Here is a 14,991-nt window from a genome sequence, read left to right as displayed (position 1 = left end):
CTCAGAACTCCAGCAACGCTTCGAGCTTGGCCCGGATCCGGCCGACCGAGGGCACCGCCCAGTCGAGCAGCACGGGGTTATGCGGGCTTGGTATGTCTGGCATGGTGAGGCGGGAGACGGGGGCGTCGAGATCCATGAAGGCTTCGTCGGCGACGACGGCGGAAATTTCCGCGCCGAAGCCGGCGGTGCCCAAATCCTCATGCACGATGAGGCAGCGCCGCGTGCGCCGCACGGAGGACAGCACTGCCTCCTTGTCCCAGGGCATCAGCGTGCGCAGGTCGATGACATCCGCGGAAAGGCCATCGGCCGCCTCTTCGCAGCGATGCACCATGGCACCCCAGGTGACGAGCGTGATCCGGTCGCCGCGCCGCGTGAACTGGGCCTTGCCGAAAGGCAGGGCATAGGCATCACCGGGATAGGGGCGCCGTGCCCAGGCATGGTCCAGCATGGCGCGGTGCTCGAAGAAGATCACCGGATCGTTGCCGCGCAGGCTAGTGCGCAGCAGCCCGACGGCGTCGGCGGCGTTGGAGGGCACCGCGACCTTCCAGCCGGGCTGGTGCACGAAGGCGACCTCGTTCGTCTGGCTGTGCCAGGGGTCGCCGCATTTGAAGTAGCCGCCCGGCATGCGCAGCACCATGGGGGCTGCAAAGCGATTGTTGGTGCGCCAGCGGATCGTGCCGCAATCGTTGATCTGCTCGGTCGCCGGTTCGGCATATTTGCGGAACTGGATTTCCGGCACGGGCATCAGCCCCGCCAGCGCCATGCCGACCGCGCGGCCGACGATACCCTCTTCGGACAGCGAGGTGTCGAACACCCGCTCGCGGCCGAATTTTTCCTGGAGCCCGAGCGTGACGGCATGCACCCCGCCCTTCGGCCCAATATCCTCGCCGAACAGCACGACGCGCTCGTTGATCGAAAGCTCGTGGTCCAGCGTGCGGCGGATGGCGGTCACCATGTTGATGCGCTGGCCGGTCGTCTCTGCAATCTCCGTCATCTCGGGTGCCATGTAGCCGTGGCGGAGCTGCCCGCCCATTACCTGCTCGTCGCCCTCGAAGAAGACGTGCCGCGTCACCGTTTCCGGCACGGCAACCGGGCGTGCCTCCGCGGCAATCCGCGCGGCCTCGGCAGCCTGCCTGGCGTCGTCGTTCGCAGCGTCCCATTCCGCTTCGCTGAGCACGGCCGGCACAATGTAATCCTTGAGGCGCGGCAGGGGATCGCGCGCCCATTCGCCGCGCACCGTTTCCTCACTCTTGTAAGCCTGCGTATCCTGGAAACTGTGGCCCTGCAGGCGCGGTACCGTAAGGCGCAGAAGCACGGGCGCGCGGCTGCGGCGGACATGCTCCACGGCCTCGCTTGTCAGGCACGCGGCCGCCGCCGGGTCGGTGCCGTCGCCTTCGAAGATCGTCAGGTTCTTCCAACCGGAGAGGTTGGCGGCGATGTTGCCGCCCGGCGTCTGGACGGTCGAGGGCACGGAGATGCCATAGCCGTTGTCCTCGATATAGAACAACATCGGCAGGCTCTGGGTGGTGGCGATAGTCAGCGCCGACCAGAAGCCGTTCGAGGCGACCGAGCCGTCGCCGCCGAGCACGACGGCGATGCTTTCGGCATAGTCGGTCTTGCCCAGAACGCCGGCATAATATTTCACCGCCTGTGCCCAGCCGGCCGTCGGTGTATACTGCGTGCCGACCCCGCCGCACATCGGCAGCGCGGATGCGCCCTCAAGGTTCGGATAGTTGAAGACGACGCCGATGTCGCGTCCGTCGGAGTAACCGCCGGCACGGCCCATCGCCGAGCCGAGCGCGTCCGTGGGGTCGACGCCAAGCGACAGCAGAAGCGGACGGGAGCGATAGTAGCCACAGGTCGCGTCGTGCCGGTCGGTCAGGAGGCTGCCCAGGAGGATCTGCGCCATGTCGTGGCCGCGGGCGGAGAACTGGTAGAGCACCTTCTTCTCCGGCACGAGGCGGGTTTCTTCCATCTCGTCGAGCGCGCGGGACAGGTGCACGAGATAGGCGACGCGCCGCCAGTCGACGGAAGCGTCCGGCGCGTTCCGGATGATGGGTTTGAAAGCAGCCTGCGCCATGGTTTCCTCCCGCATGTGCATGGATGGAAAGTCTAGAACGCTGTGGCCGAAAAAGCGTTTCAAACGGGTCGGCTTTTATGATAAAAATGAAACGTCTGTATCAGATTTCCGGAAAATCCGATGAATACAATTCAGATCGACGCAATCGACAGAAAAATCCTGAAGGTTCTGCAACAGCGCGGCGACATCAGCCATGCGGCTTTGGCCGAGGAGGTGGGGGCCTCCAGCGCTTCCTGCTGGCGGCGGATCAAGGCGTTGGAGGAGGCGGGTGTCCTTGGCCCGACCGTCCGCCTGCTCGATCCCGACCGCATCGGGCGTGGCCTCAACGTTTTCTGCCAGGTCCGCATGAAATCGCATGACCCCATCGCCCGGCGCGACTTCGAGCGTTTCGTTCAGCGGCATGAGGAAGTGCTGGAATGTTACTCGATGTCCGGCGAATGGGACTACCTCATCCGCGTCGTCGTCCGGGATGTGAAGGACTACGAACAATTGCTGATGCAGGCGATCCTGACCCATGAGGCGGTCGCCAATTCCTCATCGCATTTCGCGCTGAAAAGCGTGAAATATACTACCGAACTGCCACTTTGAGCCGGCAGGTTTCGCGCCTCGTTGCTAGGGCAGCGTTATCGCAAGGGCGTTACCTTCCTTTTCGCCATCGAACAGGATCAGGAATTTCTTGTCGGCCAGGGGCAGGATGACTTCCGCCTTGCGAGTGTCGCCAGCGTCTGGAATGTCCGTCAGGGAAACAAGGGACGTGACCGTGTCGCCCGCGCCATCCCAGGAAAAGACGGTGTAGGCCCCTGCCGTGTCCGGGCCGGGGCCGGCGAGCACCAGGATACGGTCGCCATCCCGTGCAAGGTCTCGAATGCCGATGCCCTCGCCGAGGGGCAGTTTGAACACTTTGCTTTTCAGGTCGCCGCCCGTCGCCAGCCCCTCCAGCGAGACCGCAAGCACGGCAGCGTGGCCGCCGGGAAGCAAAGGCCCACGAAAGCCTGCGAAAAGTTGGCCGTCCTTGATCGCGATGCCTTCGATCGTCACGCCGTTTTCATCGAGCCTCTTGCCGGCCAAGTCCCCGAGGTCGGGCTGGCCCTGGATGGCTTTCGCCAGGGATAAAGCTGTCGTTTCGACCGTCGCCGTACCGCCCGTGTTGATCGTCACTTTCGCGATCTGGCTTGCTGCCGCGATGTGCGCCGCGATGCGCTCCGCATCCTTCGTCGGGTCGAGTTCATGGTCCTTGTCGCGGGGGTGGCCGTGCGAGCCGATGACGTAAAAGGCGCCATCCGCAAAGGCGACACCTTCGCCATCGAGTTCGAGCGCCTTGCCGTCGAAAGTGTTGCTGATCAGCGGAACCATTGCTCCCGCGAGCAGCTTGCCATCCTCCAGGGTGATGATCTGCGCGGCTTGAATATTGTCATCGATGATAAGGCAGGTTCGGGGAAAGCCGGCGGTCGTCGAACAGGAAAATCCGCTGACGTCTTCCGCTTTCTTGTCCTTTTTGCCGATGATCTTTCCCTCGGCAGGCCAATGTTCAGCTTTGACATCGGCAGTGAATGCCGGGCCTGCTGAAACGGCAGCCAAGAGGCATCCGGCAAGTAAATGCATTGATCGCATGACACCCCTCCCGAGCAAACGCGAGATAGCGGGGAATGTACACTGAAGGGGCGTGTTTTGCTATGGATCTCTCGCCTTATGCGAGAATCGCGAGAGCGTTCTCCGCGACGGCGGAGAGGTGTGGTGGCGACCATTCAGCCGCCACCGCCTTTGTTTACTGCGCCTTCTTCACCAGGCGGTAGTAGACGAAGTCGGAGTTGGCGCCGTTGACATAGCCTTCGACCGACGGGCTCATCGCCACCTGCTTCTGGGCCTGGAACATCACGATGATCGGCGAATTGGCCTGTACATTCTTCTGAAGGTCGACATACATCGCGTCACGCTTGGCCGGGTCGGCCTCGGCCAGCGCCGCCTTCGTTTCCTTGTTCAGCTCTTCCGGAACCGCCCAGGCATTCCGCCAGGTGGTGGTCGACTGGTACTTGTCGTCCGCATTGTCCTCGTTATAGGCGAAGGCCTTGGCGTTGGAATGCGGGTCCATGAAGTCCGGCCCCCAATAGAGCAGCATCGCCTCATGGGTGCGGGCACGGTACTTGGTGATCACCTGGCTGCCGGTGCCGGGCAGGATCTCGAAGTTGATGCCGGCCTGGCCGAAGGAGGCCTGCAGCGACTGCGCCATGTCGGTGAAGGGCGTGGAGTTGATCACGTCCAGCGTCACGTTGATCGGCGTCGTGATGCCGGCATCGGCGAGGATCTTCTTGGCCTTTTCCGGGTCGAAGCTGTAGGGGTTTTCGTCGAACGAGCCCGGGAAACCCTTCGGCCAGAAGGCCTGGTGCGTTTCCATCTGGCCCTTCAGGAAGGAGCCGGTCATGCCCTCGTAGTCGACGAGGTAGCGCGCGGCTTCCCACACGGCCGGCGGCGTCAGCGACTGCGTCTTCTGGTTCAGGGACAGGAAGTGCACGGCGGCCTGCGGATAGGTTTCGACCTTCACGCCATCGCCGAGGCCACCCACCTGGTCGGGCGTCAGGTTCTTGGCCATGTCGATATCACCCGACTTCAGCATGAGCTGCTGGGTCGCCGCCTCTGCGACGTGGCGGATAATGACCTGGCGCAGGATGGGCGCGCCCTTGAAGTAGTCCGGGTTGGCTTCAAGCGCCAGCATTTCACCGGCGCGGTAGGTGCGCAGCTTGAACGGGCCAGTGCCGGCCGAGTTGGCGTTGAGCCAGGCATTGCCGAAATCGCCGTCAACCTCGTTGGCCTTGACGGTCTCGGCATCGATCACCGAGCCCGGGCGGGCGGCGAGCACGTTCAGCACGAAAGCGGAGGAGAAGTCGCCCTCATACTTCACGACCACCTTGTTGGCGCCGTCGGCGGTGACCATCTTCTCGATGTTTTCCGGGGTCCAGCCGAGCTGGGTGAGAATGAAGGCCGGCGCCTTGTTGAGCGCGATGACGCGCTTGAACGTATAGATGACGTCCTCGGGGCGCAGCGGATTGCCGGAGTGGAACTTTACGCCGTCGCGCAGCGTGAAGGTGATGGTCTTGGCCGCATCGTCGGCCACCCATTCGGAAGCGACGCCACCGGTGAGCTTCGTCGGATCCTCGGCGTCATACTGCACGAGGCGGTCATAGACCTGCGTGACATATTCGCCGGACGAGAATTCGTAGGCCTGCGCGGGGTCGATCGCGACGATGTCGTCGATGTTCTGTGCCACGACGAGCACGTCGGCGGGCGTGGCGGCGAGGCTCGCCGTCGATACCATCGGCAGGGCGAGGGCGGTTGCGAGCAGGGCTGCCCGGAAGAAATTCATGTCTTGTTCCCTTTCTTGCTGGAAGTTTTGGTGCGCGCAGCTGGCTGCACGGTCTTGCCGCCGCCGAGATCCGGCAGCGGGGTGATTTCGCGGGAGCGGAACATGAAGAGTGTGCCGGTCCAGAGCATTTTTGCGGGCTTGCCGCTGTCGTTCCACCAGGCATGCGGGCGGTTGCCGCGGAAATGCAGGCTGTCACCCGCCGAGATCGTCATCTCGACATCGTCCACCCGCTGGGTGATCACGCCGTCGAGCATGAACAGGATTTCCTCGCCTTCATGGCTCACCACCTCGGAGCGATAGCCCGGTGGAATGGTGAGGATGAAGGAGGAAAGCACGCTGCCGGGAAACTCCGCGCCGATGCGCTCGTAGACGATGGAGGAACCGTCGACGGAGAAGCGCTGGCGCTCGCCATTGCGGGTCAGCGCATCCTCGGCGCTCGGTGCCGCAATGAAGAATTCGATGCCGACCTCCAGCGCGCGGCTGATCTGTGCCAGCGTGCCGAGCGAGGGCGTGAAGTGATCACGCTCGACCTGGCTCAGGTAGCCGACCGATATGCCGGAGGCGTCGCCGAGCTGCTGGAGCGTCATCTTCAACTGGCGGCGGCGGGCGCGGATGAGGGCGCCGACCTTTGGCGTCCCGTCCGTGTCCTGCTTCAGAGCCTCAGCGGCCATTTCGCGCCTCCACAATAATTTTTTTGATATAACCAAAATTTTATGTATGGTCGCAAGCGAAATCTTCCGCCGGGCGATCATCGGCGGCACGAAAAGAGGGGCGTTCGGTACGTGAGTTTGGACCAGCAGGCCGTTGCGGCATTGGACAGGACGTCCAGGCCCCCATCATCCCCCGGTCCCGGCCGGGTATTGCCGTTTCTTCGCGGCCTCGGCGGCTTTGCCGCCACCGTCGCCTTCACCTTCCTCGGGCTTCTGGCGATCACCTTCTTCATCGGCCGCGTCGTGCCGATCGATCCGGTGCTGGCCGTCGTCGGCGATCGTGCGCCGCAGGCCGTCTATGAGCAGGCGAGGGTGGAGATGGGGCTGGACAGGCCGTTGCCGCTGCAGTTCGTCTCCTATGTCGGCAAGGTGCTGTCCGGCGATCTCGGCAAGTCGGTTTCGACCAACAATCCCGTCGCGTCCGATCTCGCCCGCGTCTTCCCGGCAACGCTCGAAATGGCAACGCTTGGCATCATCATCGGCGTGCTGCTCGGCGTTCCGATGGGCGTCATGGCGGCAAGCCGGCAAGGCTCGCTCATCGACCAGGTGATCCGCGTCGTCGGCCTGCTCGGCTATTCGGTGCCAGCCTTCTGGCTCGGCCTCGTCGGGCTTGCGGTGTTCTATGCGCATTTCGGCTGGGTCAGCGGCCCCGGCCGCGTCGAGATCTATCTCGATGGCATGGTGCCGACCGTCACTGGGCTGCTTCTGGTGGACAGTCTTATTGCCGGCGACATGGAGGTGTTCCGCAGTGCGGTGTCGCATATCATCCTGCCCGCCGCCGTGCTCGGCTTTTTCAGTCTCGCCTATATCGGCCGCATGACGCGCTCCTTCATGCTCGACCAGCTGAACCAGGAATTCGTCACCACCGCCCGCGTCAAGGGCGTGCCGGAACGCGTCGTGCTCTGGCGTCATGCCTTCAAGCCGATCCGCGTGCCGCTGATCACCGTCATCGGCCTGTCCTATGCAGGCCTGCTCGAGGGTTCGGTGATGATCGAGACGATCTTCTCCTGGCCGGGCATCGGTAACTACCTCACCGTGGCCCTCCTCAATGCGGATATGAATGCCGTGCTGGGCTCCACCCTCGTCATCGGCGCGGTCTTCGTCGGCATCAATAAGCTGTCCGACCTCAGCTACCGCATCCTCGATCCCCGCGCACGATAGGAGAGCCCCATGGCAAACGTCACCGATTGGCTGCTTGACGATTCTCCCGCCTCGCGCATGCAGGCGCGGCTCGGCCGCAGCTACCGCATTGTCCTGGCGCTCGCGCGTAACCCGCTCGCCGTCGTCGGCGCGATCATCGTCGCGCTGCTCGTCGTCACGGCGCTTGCTGCGCCGTTGATCGCCGCGGCTGATCCGATCGCGCAGAACCTGTCGCAGCGCCTGCTGCCGCCCAGTGCGGCGCACTGGATGGGCACGGATGAACTCGGTCGCGATATCTGGTCGCGCGTCGTGTTCGGTTCGCGCATCACGCTCACCATCGTTCTGCTCGTCGCGGTCATCGCCGCGCCTGTCGGGCTGGTGGTGGGGGCCGTTGCGGGCTATTTCGGCGGCTGGACCGACCGTATCCTGATGGGCATCACCGACATCTTCCTGTCGATGCCGAAGCTCATCCTGGCGCTCGCCTTCGTCGCGGCCCTCGGTCCGGGCATCCAGAACGCCATCATCGCCATCGCGATCGCCGCTTGGCCGAGCTATGCGCGCATCGCCCGCGCCGAAACGCTGACTTTCCGCAATTCGGAGTTCATCGCGGCCGTCCAACTCCAGGGTGCTTCGGCGACGCGGGTCATCGGACGCCACATCCTGCCGCTCTGCACCTCGTCAATGATCATCCGCGTGACGCTCGATATGGCGGGCATCATCCTCACGGCGGCCGGTCTCGGCTTCATCGGGCTCGGCGCACAGCCGCCGCTGCCGGAATGGGGCGCGATGATCTCGCGTGGCCGCACCTTCATCGTCGACCAGTGGTGGGTCGCCACTATGCCGGGCTTTGCCATCATCCTCGTCAGCCTCGGCTTCTGCTTCCTAGGCGATGGCCTGCGCGACGTGCTCGATCCCAAGCAGGGAGAAAAGCAATGAGCGCTCTCCTCGATGTGAAAAACCTGCGCGTCAGTTTCCCGACACCAAGGGGACCGGTGGAGGTGGTGCGCGGCATTTCCTTCACGCTCGGCCGCGAACGGCTCGGCATCGTCGGCGAAAGCGGCTCGGGCAAGTCGATGACGGGGCGTTCGATCCTGAAGCTGGTACGCGCCCCCGGCAAGGTCACGGCGGACCGGCTGTCCTTCGATGGCATCGAGCTTACCGCCAGAAGCGAGCGGCAGATGCGCGCCATCCGCGGCGCCCGCATTTCCATGGTCATGCAGGACCCGAAATTCTCGCTCAATCCGGTCATGACCATCGGCGAGCAGATCGCCGAGGCGCTGCTCACCCACAAGAAGCTGCCGCGCAACGAAATCCGCGCCCGTGTGTTTGCCATGCTGGAATCGGTGCGCATCAACGATCCGGAGCGCGTCGCAAAGCTCTATCCGCATGAAGTGTCGGGCGGCATGGGTCAGCGCGTCATGATCGCCATGATGCTGATCCCCGAGCCCGACCTCCTCATCGCCGACGAACCGACCTCGGCGCTCGACGTCTCGGTGCAAGCGCAGGTGCTCGACATCATCAACGAGCAGATCGTCGGCAAGGGCATGGGCCTGATCCTGATCAGCCACGACCTCAATCTCGTTTCGTCCTATTGCGACCGCATCCTGGTGATGTATCGCGGCGAGGTGGTGGAGGAGTGCAAGGCTTCGGAACTGGGACAAGCCAAGCACCCCTATACGCGCGGGCTGCTTGCCGCCATGCCGCGCATCGATGAAAACCGCGACGAGCTTCCCGTGCTCGACCGCAGCGCATGGGCCACCGCATGACCGCCATATCGCTCAAGAACCTAGACATTTCCTACGGTCATGCGCAGATCACGCATGGCGTGACCCTCGATATCGCCGCCGGTGAGAGTTTTGCCCTCGTTGGCGAAAGCGGCTCCGGCAAATCCACGGTGCTGAAGGCCATTGCCGGCCTTGCGCCCGAATGGAAGGGCGACATCGTGGTCGACGGCAAGCCGCGCGGCCACGGTATTGACCGGGGCTTCTCCAAAATGTGCCAGATGGTGTTCCAGGACCCCTACGGCTCGCTGCACCCGCGCAAGACCATCGATACGACCCTGTCCGAACCGCTGGACATTCACGGTATCGGCAATCAGGGCAAGCGGGTGGATGAGATCATGGCGGCGGTCGGCCTCGACCGGCGCTTCCGGTTCCGCTTCCCGCACCAGCTTTCCGGCGGCCAGCGCCAGCGCGTGGCGATTGCCCGTGCGCTCATGCTGGAGCCGCGCATCCTTCTGCTGGACGAGCCGACATCGGCGCTCGATGTCTCCGTCCAGGCCGAAATCCTCAACCTCCTCAAGCGCCTGCGCCGGGAGCAGGGGCTCACCTATCTCCTGGTGACGCACAACCTGCCCGTGGTGTCGTTCCTCTGCGACCGCCTTGCGGTCATGCGGGGTGGGCGCATCGTCGAGGTTGCGGATGTCGTGCAGCTCAAGACGGGGACGCTTGTCGATCCCTATTCACGCGAGCTGCTCGCCGCCAACAAAGGCCATGCGCTGGAGAGCGCATAATCCATAGAGTCCAGGAAAATTGCCATGACGACCGACCACACCGCCGCGCTCGCCGCGTTCGATCACGCCATCGCCACCGAGAAGGGGCCGGGCGCTGCCTATGCCGCGCTGGAAAAGCTCACCCAGGCGGTGGTGGGCGTAAAACTCTTCACCGTCATGGAAGCGAACATGGCCGAGGAAATCTCCAGCCGCTCCTATTCGTCGGACCCGGAGAGCTATCCTGTGTCCGGCAGCAAGCCGATCAACCGCACCCGCTGGTTCGATGCCATCCATGTCGAGCGTCAGCCCTTCGTCGCCAACACGATTGCCGACATTGCCACGGTCTTCCCGGACCATGCGCAGATCTGGTCGCTCGGCTGCGGCTCGGTCGTCAACTTGCCGATCTTCATCGCCGATGACTTCATGGGCACGATGAACATTCTGCACGAAGAGCATTTCTACACGCCCGAACGCGTGAAGCTCGTCACGGATGCGCTTTCCATCCCCGCCAAGCTCGCGTTCCTGGCGTCGCCGCGTATTTGAGCATCGGTTGCAGAGGCCGGAGAGGAAGATGTTAATTTTCCTCTCACAGCCTCAAGACAATTGTAATTGTATATTAACATCGATTTAACTCAAATTGCTCACGTGCCAACTTAACCATTGGCTTCCCGCCCCATCGAATGCAGGCTCCAGCGTACGGGTACAGACAGATGCCCGATCGCCACCCCGTCATCCATGGGTTTGTTCGGAATGATCTCGTTCGTCATCCGGCTGAGAAGCCGTGCGCACTTTGCCGTGCAAAGCAAAAACGGCGCCTTCGTCGGCAGCGGGCGCCGGCGGCAGGACGCGCGGCAGCGGATCGGTATCCTGATCGCCATTTTTGCCGTTGCCTTCATGGCAGTCGGTGGCCGCCTCATCCAGTACGGCCTTGACGACGTCACCGCGACGGCATCGTTGCGCAGCGATCTCAGCGCCATGGCCTCCCGCCCGGACATTCTCGACCGCAACGGCCTGATGCTGGCAACCGACCTCAATATGGTGTCGCTCTATGCCGAGCCGCGCAGGATCGTCGACCCGGACGAGGCTATCGAGAAGCTGGCGACCGTCATTCCGAACCTTGACTGGAACGAGACAAACAGGAGGCTTCGCTCCGGCTCGGCCTTCCAGTGGCTGCGGCGTCACCTGACCCCGCGCCAGCAGGCGGATATCATGGCGCTCGGCATTCCGGGGCTTGGCTTCCGGCCGGAGAAGCGCCGCTTCTATCCGGGCGGTGCCATAGCCTCGCACATCGTCGGTCACGTCAACATCGACAATATGGGCCTCGCCGGCATGGAGCGCTACCTCGACCAGCAGGGCCTCATTGCACTGCGCGAAGCCGGCTTGACGAGCGGGATGGCGCTTGAGCCCGTGCGTCTGTCGATCGACCTGCGCGTCCAAGCCATCGTGCGCGACGTCGTCGCAAAGGCGATGACCGACTATAAGGCCGAAGCCGCGGGCGCCGTGGTCCTGGACGTCGCGACCGGCGAGGTTCTCGCCATGGCATCGGTGCCGGATTACGACCCGAACGAACCCTCGCGCCAGCTTCCGGACGGCAGCGTCGACAAGGAATACGAGAAGGGTTGGTTCAACCGGATGAGCAATGCGACATTCGAGATGGGATCGACGTTCAAGGCGTTCACGCTGGCCATGGGGCTCGACGCAGGCAGCATCAACCTCAACTCGGTCATCGACGCGTCGAACCCCATTCGCATGGGTGGTTTCACCATCAAGGATTTCCGGGGAAAGAGGCGGCCCCTGTCGATCCCGGAAGTGTTTCAGTTTTCCTCCAACATCGGAACCGCGACCATAGCCGACATGGTCGGGATCGAAGGCCATCAGGCGTTTTTGACGAAGCTCGGGCTTCTCACCAAGATGGATACGGAGATGCCCGGGGTTGCGACGCCGACACAGCCGAGAACCTGGCGGAAGATCAACTCGGCGACGATCTCCTACGGTCATGGTGCCGCCACCACGCCGCTGCAAACCGCTGTCGCCGCTGCCGCCCTGCTCAATGGCGGAAGCCTGGTTTCTCCGACGTTTATGCCCCGAAGCCTGGAAGAGGCGAGCGGCGGCGCCGTGCAGGTTCTCGCTGAAAAAACCAGCGCGGACATGCGCTATCTCTTCACCTGGAACGGCCTGAACGGCTCTGGCCGCAGCGCGCAGGTCCCAGGCTTTCGCGTCGGCGGAAAGACCGGCACGGCCGACAAGGTGATCAACGGTCGTTATGCGACGAACATCAACTTCAACGCCTTCCTCGCCGGCTTTCCCATGGACAAGCCGCGTTACGTCGTGCTCTCCATCGTCGATGCGCCGCTGACGGGCGAGAACGGTGGGCGGCTGGCCGCCTATACGGCCGGCCCCGTCGTTCGCGAGATCATCCGGCGCAGCGGCGCAATGCTTGGCGTTCAACCCCGCTTCGGAACGGAGGACGATCCGCAGTTGCTGGTCGATTATTGACCCCGGGTTCACTGCATACGGGTCGCGTTTTCTTCAAAATACAACGTGCGGCGGATGATTTCCGTGATCCGATGCGGCGCGTGAAGGGCCAGGACTATCTTTCCCGATGGTCTCCATGCTGTTTCGGCAAACGCCCAAGCTCTAGAAACGGTAGTGGAGCCGCACACAGCCCTGATCCAGCGTTTGCGCACCAATGAGTGTCGGGCTGGCGCGAAATCCGGTTGGCGGGAAGAGGCGGCGCCCATTGCCCAGCATCTCCGGAATGACATAGATTTCGATCTCGTCTAGCGCGCCGCGCTCGATGAAGGCCATCTGCAACTGGCCGCCGCCCACCATCCAGACGTCGCCGTCGTCCAGTGCGCGAAGCTCTGCGATCAATGTGTCGACGTCGTTGCGCACCTCGAGCGGCCCCTTGGGCTCGTCGATCGGCTGCGAGGTGACAACGATGACCCGCTGGTCCCCATAGGCCCAGGGGGAGGGCTCATTTGCAACGAAGTCGTAGGTGCCGCGTCCCATGACGATCGTGCGGATGCGTTTAATGAAGGTGCGGTAGTCGTGCTCGCCGAGATCCATGCCGTCATATTTGAACAGCCAATCGAGATTGTCGTCCGCGGTGGCAATATAGCCATCGAGACTGGTGGCGATATATCCTAGGATGCGGGCCATGGAAGCCTCCTTGAATAATAAATAAACGAACGTACATTTATATATAGCCATGGCAAGACGCAAGACAATCCCCGATGCGCAGGTTCTCGACGCGCTTCTCAACGTCCTGATGGAGGCCGGGCCTGCCGGGCTGACATTCGCCCGGGCCGCTCAAGCCGCGGGCCTTTCGGCGGCCACCTTGGTGCAGCGCTACGGCGACCGGGATGCATTGGTGCAGGCCATAATGTTGCGGGCCTGGGACTGTTTGGACGCGGAGACGGCGTCTGCCGATGCTCAAGAGGCGTCGATACCGGAGGGCGCGATTGCCCTTCTCCTGCGCCTCATGCCGCCGGACAGCGCGGAACGCGACGTGACTGACGGTCTGCTGCTGCTTCGGGAAGACATTCGCAACCCAATACTGCGCGCCCGTGGTGCAGCTTGGGGGCACCAGCTTGCAGAGGCTCTCGGCCGGCGCCTGTCACAGGACCCGGAAGAGGGGCGGCGCCTTGGCTGGCAAATGGCCAGCGTCTGGCAGGGCGCTCATACCTGGTGGGGGTTCACGCGCCAGGACACGGCGGAACGGGCGATACGAAATGCATTGGAGGAATGGGTGAGAGACGCAGTAGAACGACACGGTAAGGCGTAGGACAAGCCACTGATGTTCCTACGGCTGTTTACCGGCCCCGGTGACGGGAAACGTCCGTGCCCGAGCATTTCATTCCGCTGAACGCCGCGCGAACTTGTCGGCGCGGCGTTCAGTATGAATTTTGGCGCGCGAGGACTATATCCCTCCGCCCCTCGACTGGCGCTATGAGGCCGACGTCAGCTTGACGTTGCCGCCATGGCCGCCCCCGCCAAAAACCTGGTGGTCGCCGAAGGTCGAACGCAACTGGTTGCGCGGGCCGGGCAGGCCGAGTTCCGGGAAGAGCAGTTCGGAGACGCGGTAGGCCTCCTCGACATGCGGATAGCCGGAGGCGATGACGGTGTCGATGCCGAGAGCCTGATACTCGCGAAGCCGCGCGGCGACGGTCTTCGGCGACCCCACCAACGCCGTGCCGGCGCCCGAGCGCACCAGGCCGATGCCGGCCCAGAGGTTTGGCGACACCTCGAGCTTGTCGCGGCGGCCGTTGTGCAGGGCCACCATGCGGGCCTGGCCGACCGAGTCGGAGTTCTTGGTCAAAACCTCCTGCGCGGAGGCGACGGCTTCGTCGGAAAGTTTCGAGATCAGCCGGTCGGCGGCATCCCAGGCTTCATCGTCCGTCTCCCGCACGATGAAATGCAGGCGGATGCCGAAGGTCGCTTCGCGACCCTTCGCGGCGGCGGCCTTGCGGGCATGGGCGATCTTTTCCGCCACCTGCGCCGGTGGCTCGCCCCAGGTCAGGTACTTGTCGACGAGGCCGCCGGCAAAATCGATCGCGGCATCCGAAGAACCGCCGAAATAGATCGGCGGGCGCGGCTGCTGAACCGGCGGAAGGCCGAGGCGTGCATCGATGGCCTTGATGTACTTGCCGTCCAGCGTCGATCGGCCGGTTTCGATCAGTTCGTTGAAGACGTGGAAGAATTCGGCGGCGTGGTTGTAGCGTTCGTCGTGCGGCAGGAAAATGCCGTCGCCGGCCAGTTCCTGCGCGCTGCCGCCCACCACGATGTTTAGCAGCAGCCGCCCATTCGATACGCGATCGAGGGTGGAGGCGAGGCGCGCGTAGTAGGCAGGCGTCGCCGTACCAGGGCGGATTGCGACCAGAAATTTCAGCTTTTCCGTACGGGCAGCAAGGTCGGCGGCGAGCACGAAGGATTCTTCGCAGGCTGCACCGACCGGGATGAGCACGCCCGAATAGCCGAGGCGATCGACGGCAACCGCGATCTCGCGAAAATAACCTGGATCCGGCGGGCGGCTCAATTCGTCCGAACCGAGATAGGCGCCATCGCCGGAACTCGGGATGAACCACAGGAAATCGAGGGGCTGGTCGGTCTTGCTCATGAATAGGGTCCTGCCGGTCGTCTGAAAGGGTCGCGCATGCCGGGTGCATGTGCGGTTCAGCGCAGAATAATTATTTCTATAGTTTCTGTAAGA

General features: G+C 63.3%; 14 protein-coding genes. 8 read left to right on the top strand and 6 right to left on the bottom strand.

Annotation, left to right across the window (positions count from 1 at the left end; all coding sequences use genetic code 11):
- Nucleotide 1: 1 nt before the first annotated feature.
- On the bottom strand, nt 2-2,080 hold the full coding sequence (locus tag AC1RT2_RS01085) for an alpha-ketoacid dehydrogenase subunit alpha/beta (protein WP_493098667.1): 2,079 nt from the start codon (nt 2,078-2,080) through the stop codon (nt 2-4).
- Nucleotides 2,081-2,200: 120 nt separating this feature from the next.
- Here AC1RT2_RS01085 and AC1RT2_RS01080 point away from each other — a divergent pair, with 120 nt between their 5' ends.
- Complete coding sequence (locus tag AC1RT2_RS01080; RefSeq protein WP_444798457.1) at nt 2,201-2,668, top strand: Lrp/AsnC family transcriptional regulator; 468 nt, start codon at nt 2,201-2,203, stop codon at nt 2,666-2,668.
- A gap of 24 nt (nt 2,669-2,692) precedes the next feature.
- Here the strand turns inward: AC1RT2_RS01080 and AC1RT2_RS01075 are convergent, their stop codons facing one another.
- The 3 genes from AC1RT2_RS01075 to AC1RT2_RS01065 form a co-directional block, all read right to left on the bottom strand.
- Nucleotides 2,693-3,658 (bottom strand): DUF3616 domain-containing protein, encoded by a 966-nt coding sequence (locus tag AC1RT2_RS01075; protein WP_493098665.1) that lies wholly within the window; start codon nt 3,656-3,658, stop codon nt 2,693-2,695.
- A 187-nt stretch (nt 3,659-3,845) separates the two neighbouring features.
- Nucleotides 3,846-5,438, bottom strand: a complete 1,593-nt coding sequence (locus AC1RT2_RS01070; protein WP_493098663.1) for an ABC transporter substrate-binding protein — start codon at nt 5,436-5,438, stop codon at nt 3,846-3,848.
- Nucleotides 5,435-6,109: a helix-turn-helix domain-containing protein gene (locus AC1RT2_RS01065; protein ID WP_493098662.1), complete on the bottom strand. Its 675-nt coding sequence runs from the start codon at nt 6,107-6,109 to the stop codon at nt 5,435-5,437. The genes AC1RT2_RS01070 and AC1RT2_RS01065 overlap by 4 nt, the downstream gene beginning before the upstream one ends.
- Nucleotides 6,110-6,298: 189 nt before the next feature.
- Here AC1RT2_RS01065 and AC1RT2_RS01060 point away from each other — a divergent pair, with 189 nt between their 5' ends.
- From AC1RT2_RS01060 to AC1RT2_RS01035, 6 genes are all read left to right on the top strand, one after another.
- On the top strand, nt 6,299-7,309 hold the full coding sequence (locus tag AC1RT2_RS01060) for an ABC transporter permease (RefSeq protein ID WP_493098660.1): 1,011 nt from the start codon (nt 6,299-6,301) through the stop codon (nt 7,307-7,309).
- Nucleotides 7,310-7,318: 9 nt separating this feature from the next.
- On the top strand, nt 7,319-8,224 hold the full coding sequence (locus tag AC1RT2_RS01055; RefSeq protein ID WP_493098658.1) for an ABC transporter permease: 906 nt from the start codon (nt 7,319-7,321) through the stop codon (nt 8,222-8,224).
- Complete coding sequence (locus AC1RT2_RS01050) at nt 8,221-9,054, top strand: ABC transporter ATP-binding protein (RefSeq protein WP_493098656.1); 834 nt, start codon at nt 8,221-8,223, stop codon at nt 9,052-9,054. Before AC1RT2_RS01055 ends, AC1RT2_RS01050 begins: the two co-directional genes overlap by 4 nt.
- Nucleotides 9,051-9,800: an ABC transporter ATP-binding protein gene (locus tag AC1RT2_RS01045; protein ID WP_493098654.1), complete on the top strand. Its 750-nt coding sequence runs from the start codon at nt 9,051-9,053 to the stop codon at nt 9,798-9,800. The genes AC1RT2_RS01050 and AC1RT2_RS01045 overlap by 4 nt, the downstream gene beginning before the upstream one ends.
- Nucleotides 9,801-9,824: 24 nt before the next feature.
- Complete coding sequence (locus AC1RT2_RS01040; protein ID WP_493098652.1) at nt 9,825-10,322, top strand: GAF domain-containing protein; 498 nt, start codon at nt 9,825-9,827, stop codon at nt 10,320-10,322.
- Nucleotides 10,323-10,529: 207 nt separating this feature from the next.
- Entirely contained in the window at nt 10,530-12,275 is a 1,746-nt protein-coding gene (locus AC1RT2_RS01035; protein WP_493098650.1) for a peptidoglycan D,D-transpeptidase FtsI family protein, read from the top strand.
- A 141-nt stretch (nt 12,276-12,416) separates the two neighbouring features.
- Here AC1RT2_RS01035 and AC1RT2_RS01030 read toward each other — a convergent pair whose 3' ends face one another.
- Nucleotides 12,417-12,941: a dihydrofolate reductase family protein gene (locus AC1RT2_RS01030; RefSeq protein WP_493098648.1), complete on the bottom strand. Its 525-nt coding sequence runs from the start codon at nt 12,939-12,941 to the stop codon at nt 12,417-12,419.
- 49 nt (nt 12,942-12,990) lie between these two features.
- Between AC1RT2_RS01030 and AC1RT2_RS01025 the strand changes: the two genes are divergently transcribed.
- Nucleotides 12,991-13,566 carry a TetR family transcriptional regulator gene (locus tag AC1RT2_RS01025; protein ID WP_493098646.1) on the top strand — a complete coding sequence of 192 codons (576 nt, stop codon included), beginning with the start codon at nt 12,991-12,993 and terminating at the stop codon, nt 13,564-13,566.
- A 162-nt stretch (nt 13,567-13,728) separates the two neighbouring features.
- Here AC1RT2_RS01025 and ssuD read toward each other — a convergent pair whose 3' ends face one another.
- Nucleotides 13,729-14,898: an FMNH2-dependent alkanesulfonate monooxygenase gene (gene ssuD / locus AC1RT2_RS01020; RefSeq protein WP_493098644.1), complete on the bottom strand. Its 1,170-nt coding sequence runs from the start codon at nt 14,896-14,898 to the stop codon at nt 13,729-13,731.
- Between the last annotated feature and the right edge of the window lie 93 nt (nt 14,899-14,991).

It is taken from the genome of Shinella sp. GW821-FHT11G07 (assembly GCF_058808115.1).
Note: the sequence above shows the minus strand (reverse complement) of the source record. Positions and strands in the feature narration are given on the sequence as shown.

Bases quoted from the DNA above. Each gene is read 5' to 3' on its own strand.
- AC1RT2_RS01055 (WP_493098658.1), top strand. From the start codon at position 7,319: ATGGCAAACGTCACCGATTGGCTGCTTGACGATTCTCCCGCCTCGCGC.
- AC1RT2_RS01080 (WP_444798457.1), top strand. From the start codon at position 2,201: ATGAATACAATTCAGATCGACGCAATCGACAGAAAAATCCTGAAGGTT.
- AC1RT2_RS01040 (WP_493098652.1), top strand. From the start codon at position 9,825: ATGACGACCGACCACACCGCCGCGCTCGCCGCGTTCGATCACGCCATC.
- AC1RT2_RS01025 (WP_493098646.1), top strand. From the start codon at position 12,991: ATGGCAAGACGCAAGACAATCCCCGATGCGCAGGTTCTCGACGCGCTT.
- AC1RT2_RS01070 (WP_493098663.1), bottom strand. From the start codon at position 5,438: ATGAATTTCTTCCGGGCAGCCCTGCTCGCAACCGCCCTCGCCCTGCCG.
- AC1RT2_RS01065 (WP_493098662.1), bottom strand. From the start codon at position 6,109: ATGGCCGCTGAGGCTCTGAAGCAGGACACGGACGGGACGCCAAAGGTC.
- AC1RT2_RS01050 (WP_493098656.1), top strand. From the start codon at position 8,221: ATGAGCGCTCTCCTCGATGTGAAAAACCTGCGCGTCAGTTTCCCGACA.
- AC1RT2_RS01045 (WP_493098654.1), top strand. From the start codon at position 9,051: ATGACCGCCATATCGCTCAAGAACCTAGACATTTCCTACGGTCATGCG.
- AC1RT2_RS01030 (WP_493098648.1), bottom strand. From the start codon at position 12,941: ATGGCCCGCATCCTAGGATATATCGCCACCAGTCTCGATGGCTATATT.
- ssuD (WP_493098644.1), bottom strand. From the start codon at position 14,898: ATGAGCAAGACCGACCAGCCCCTCGATTTCCTGTGGTTCATCCCGAGT.
- AC1RT2_RS01035 (WP_493098650.1), top strand. From the start codon at position 10,530: ATGATCTCGTTCGTCATCCGGCTGAGAAGCCGTGCGCACTTTGCCGTG.
- AC1RT2_RS01085 (WP_493098667.1), bottom strand. From the start codon at position 2,080: ATGGCGCAGGCTGCTTTCAAACCCATCATCCGGAACGCGCCGGACGCT.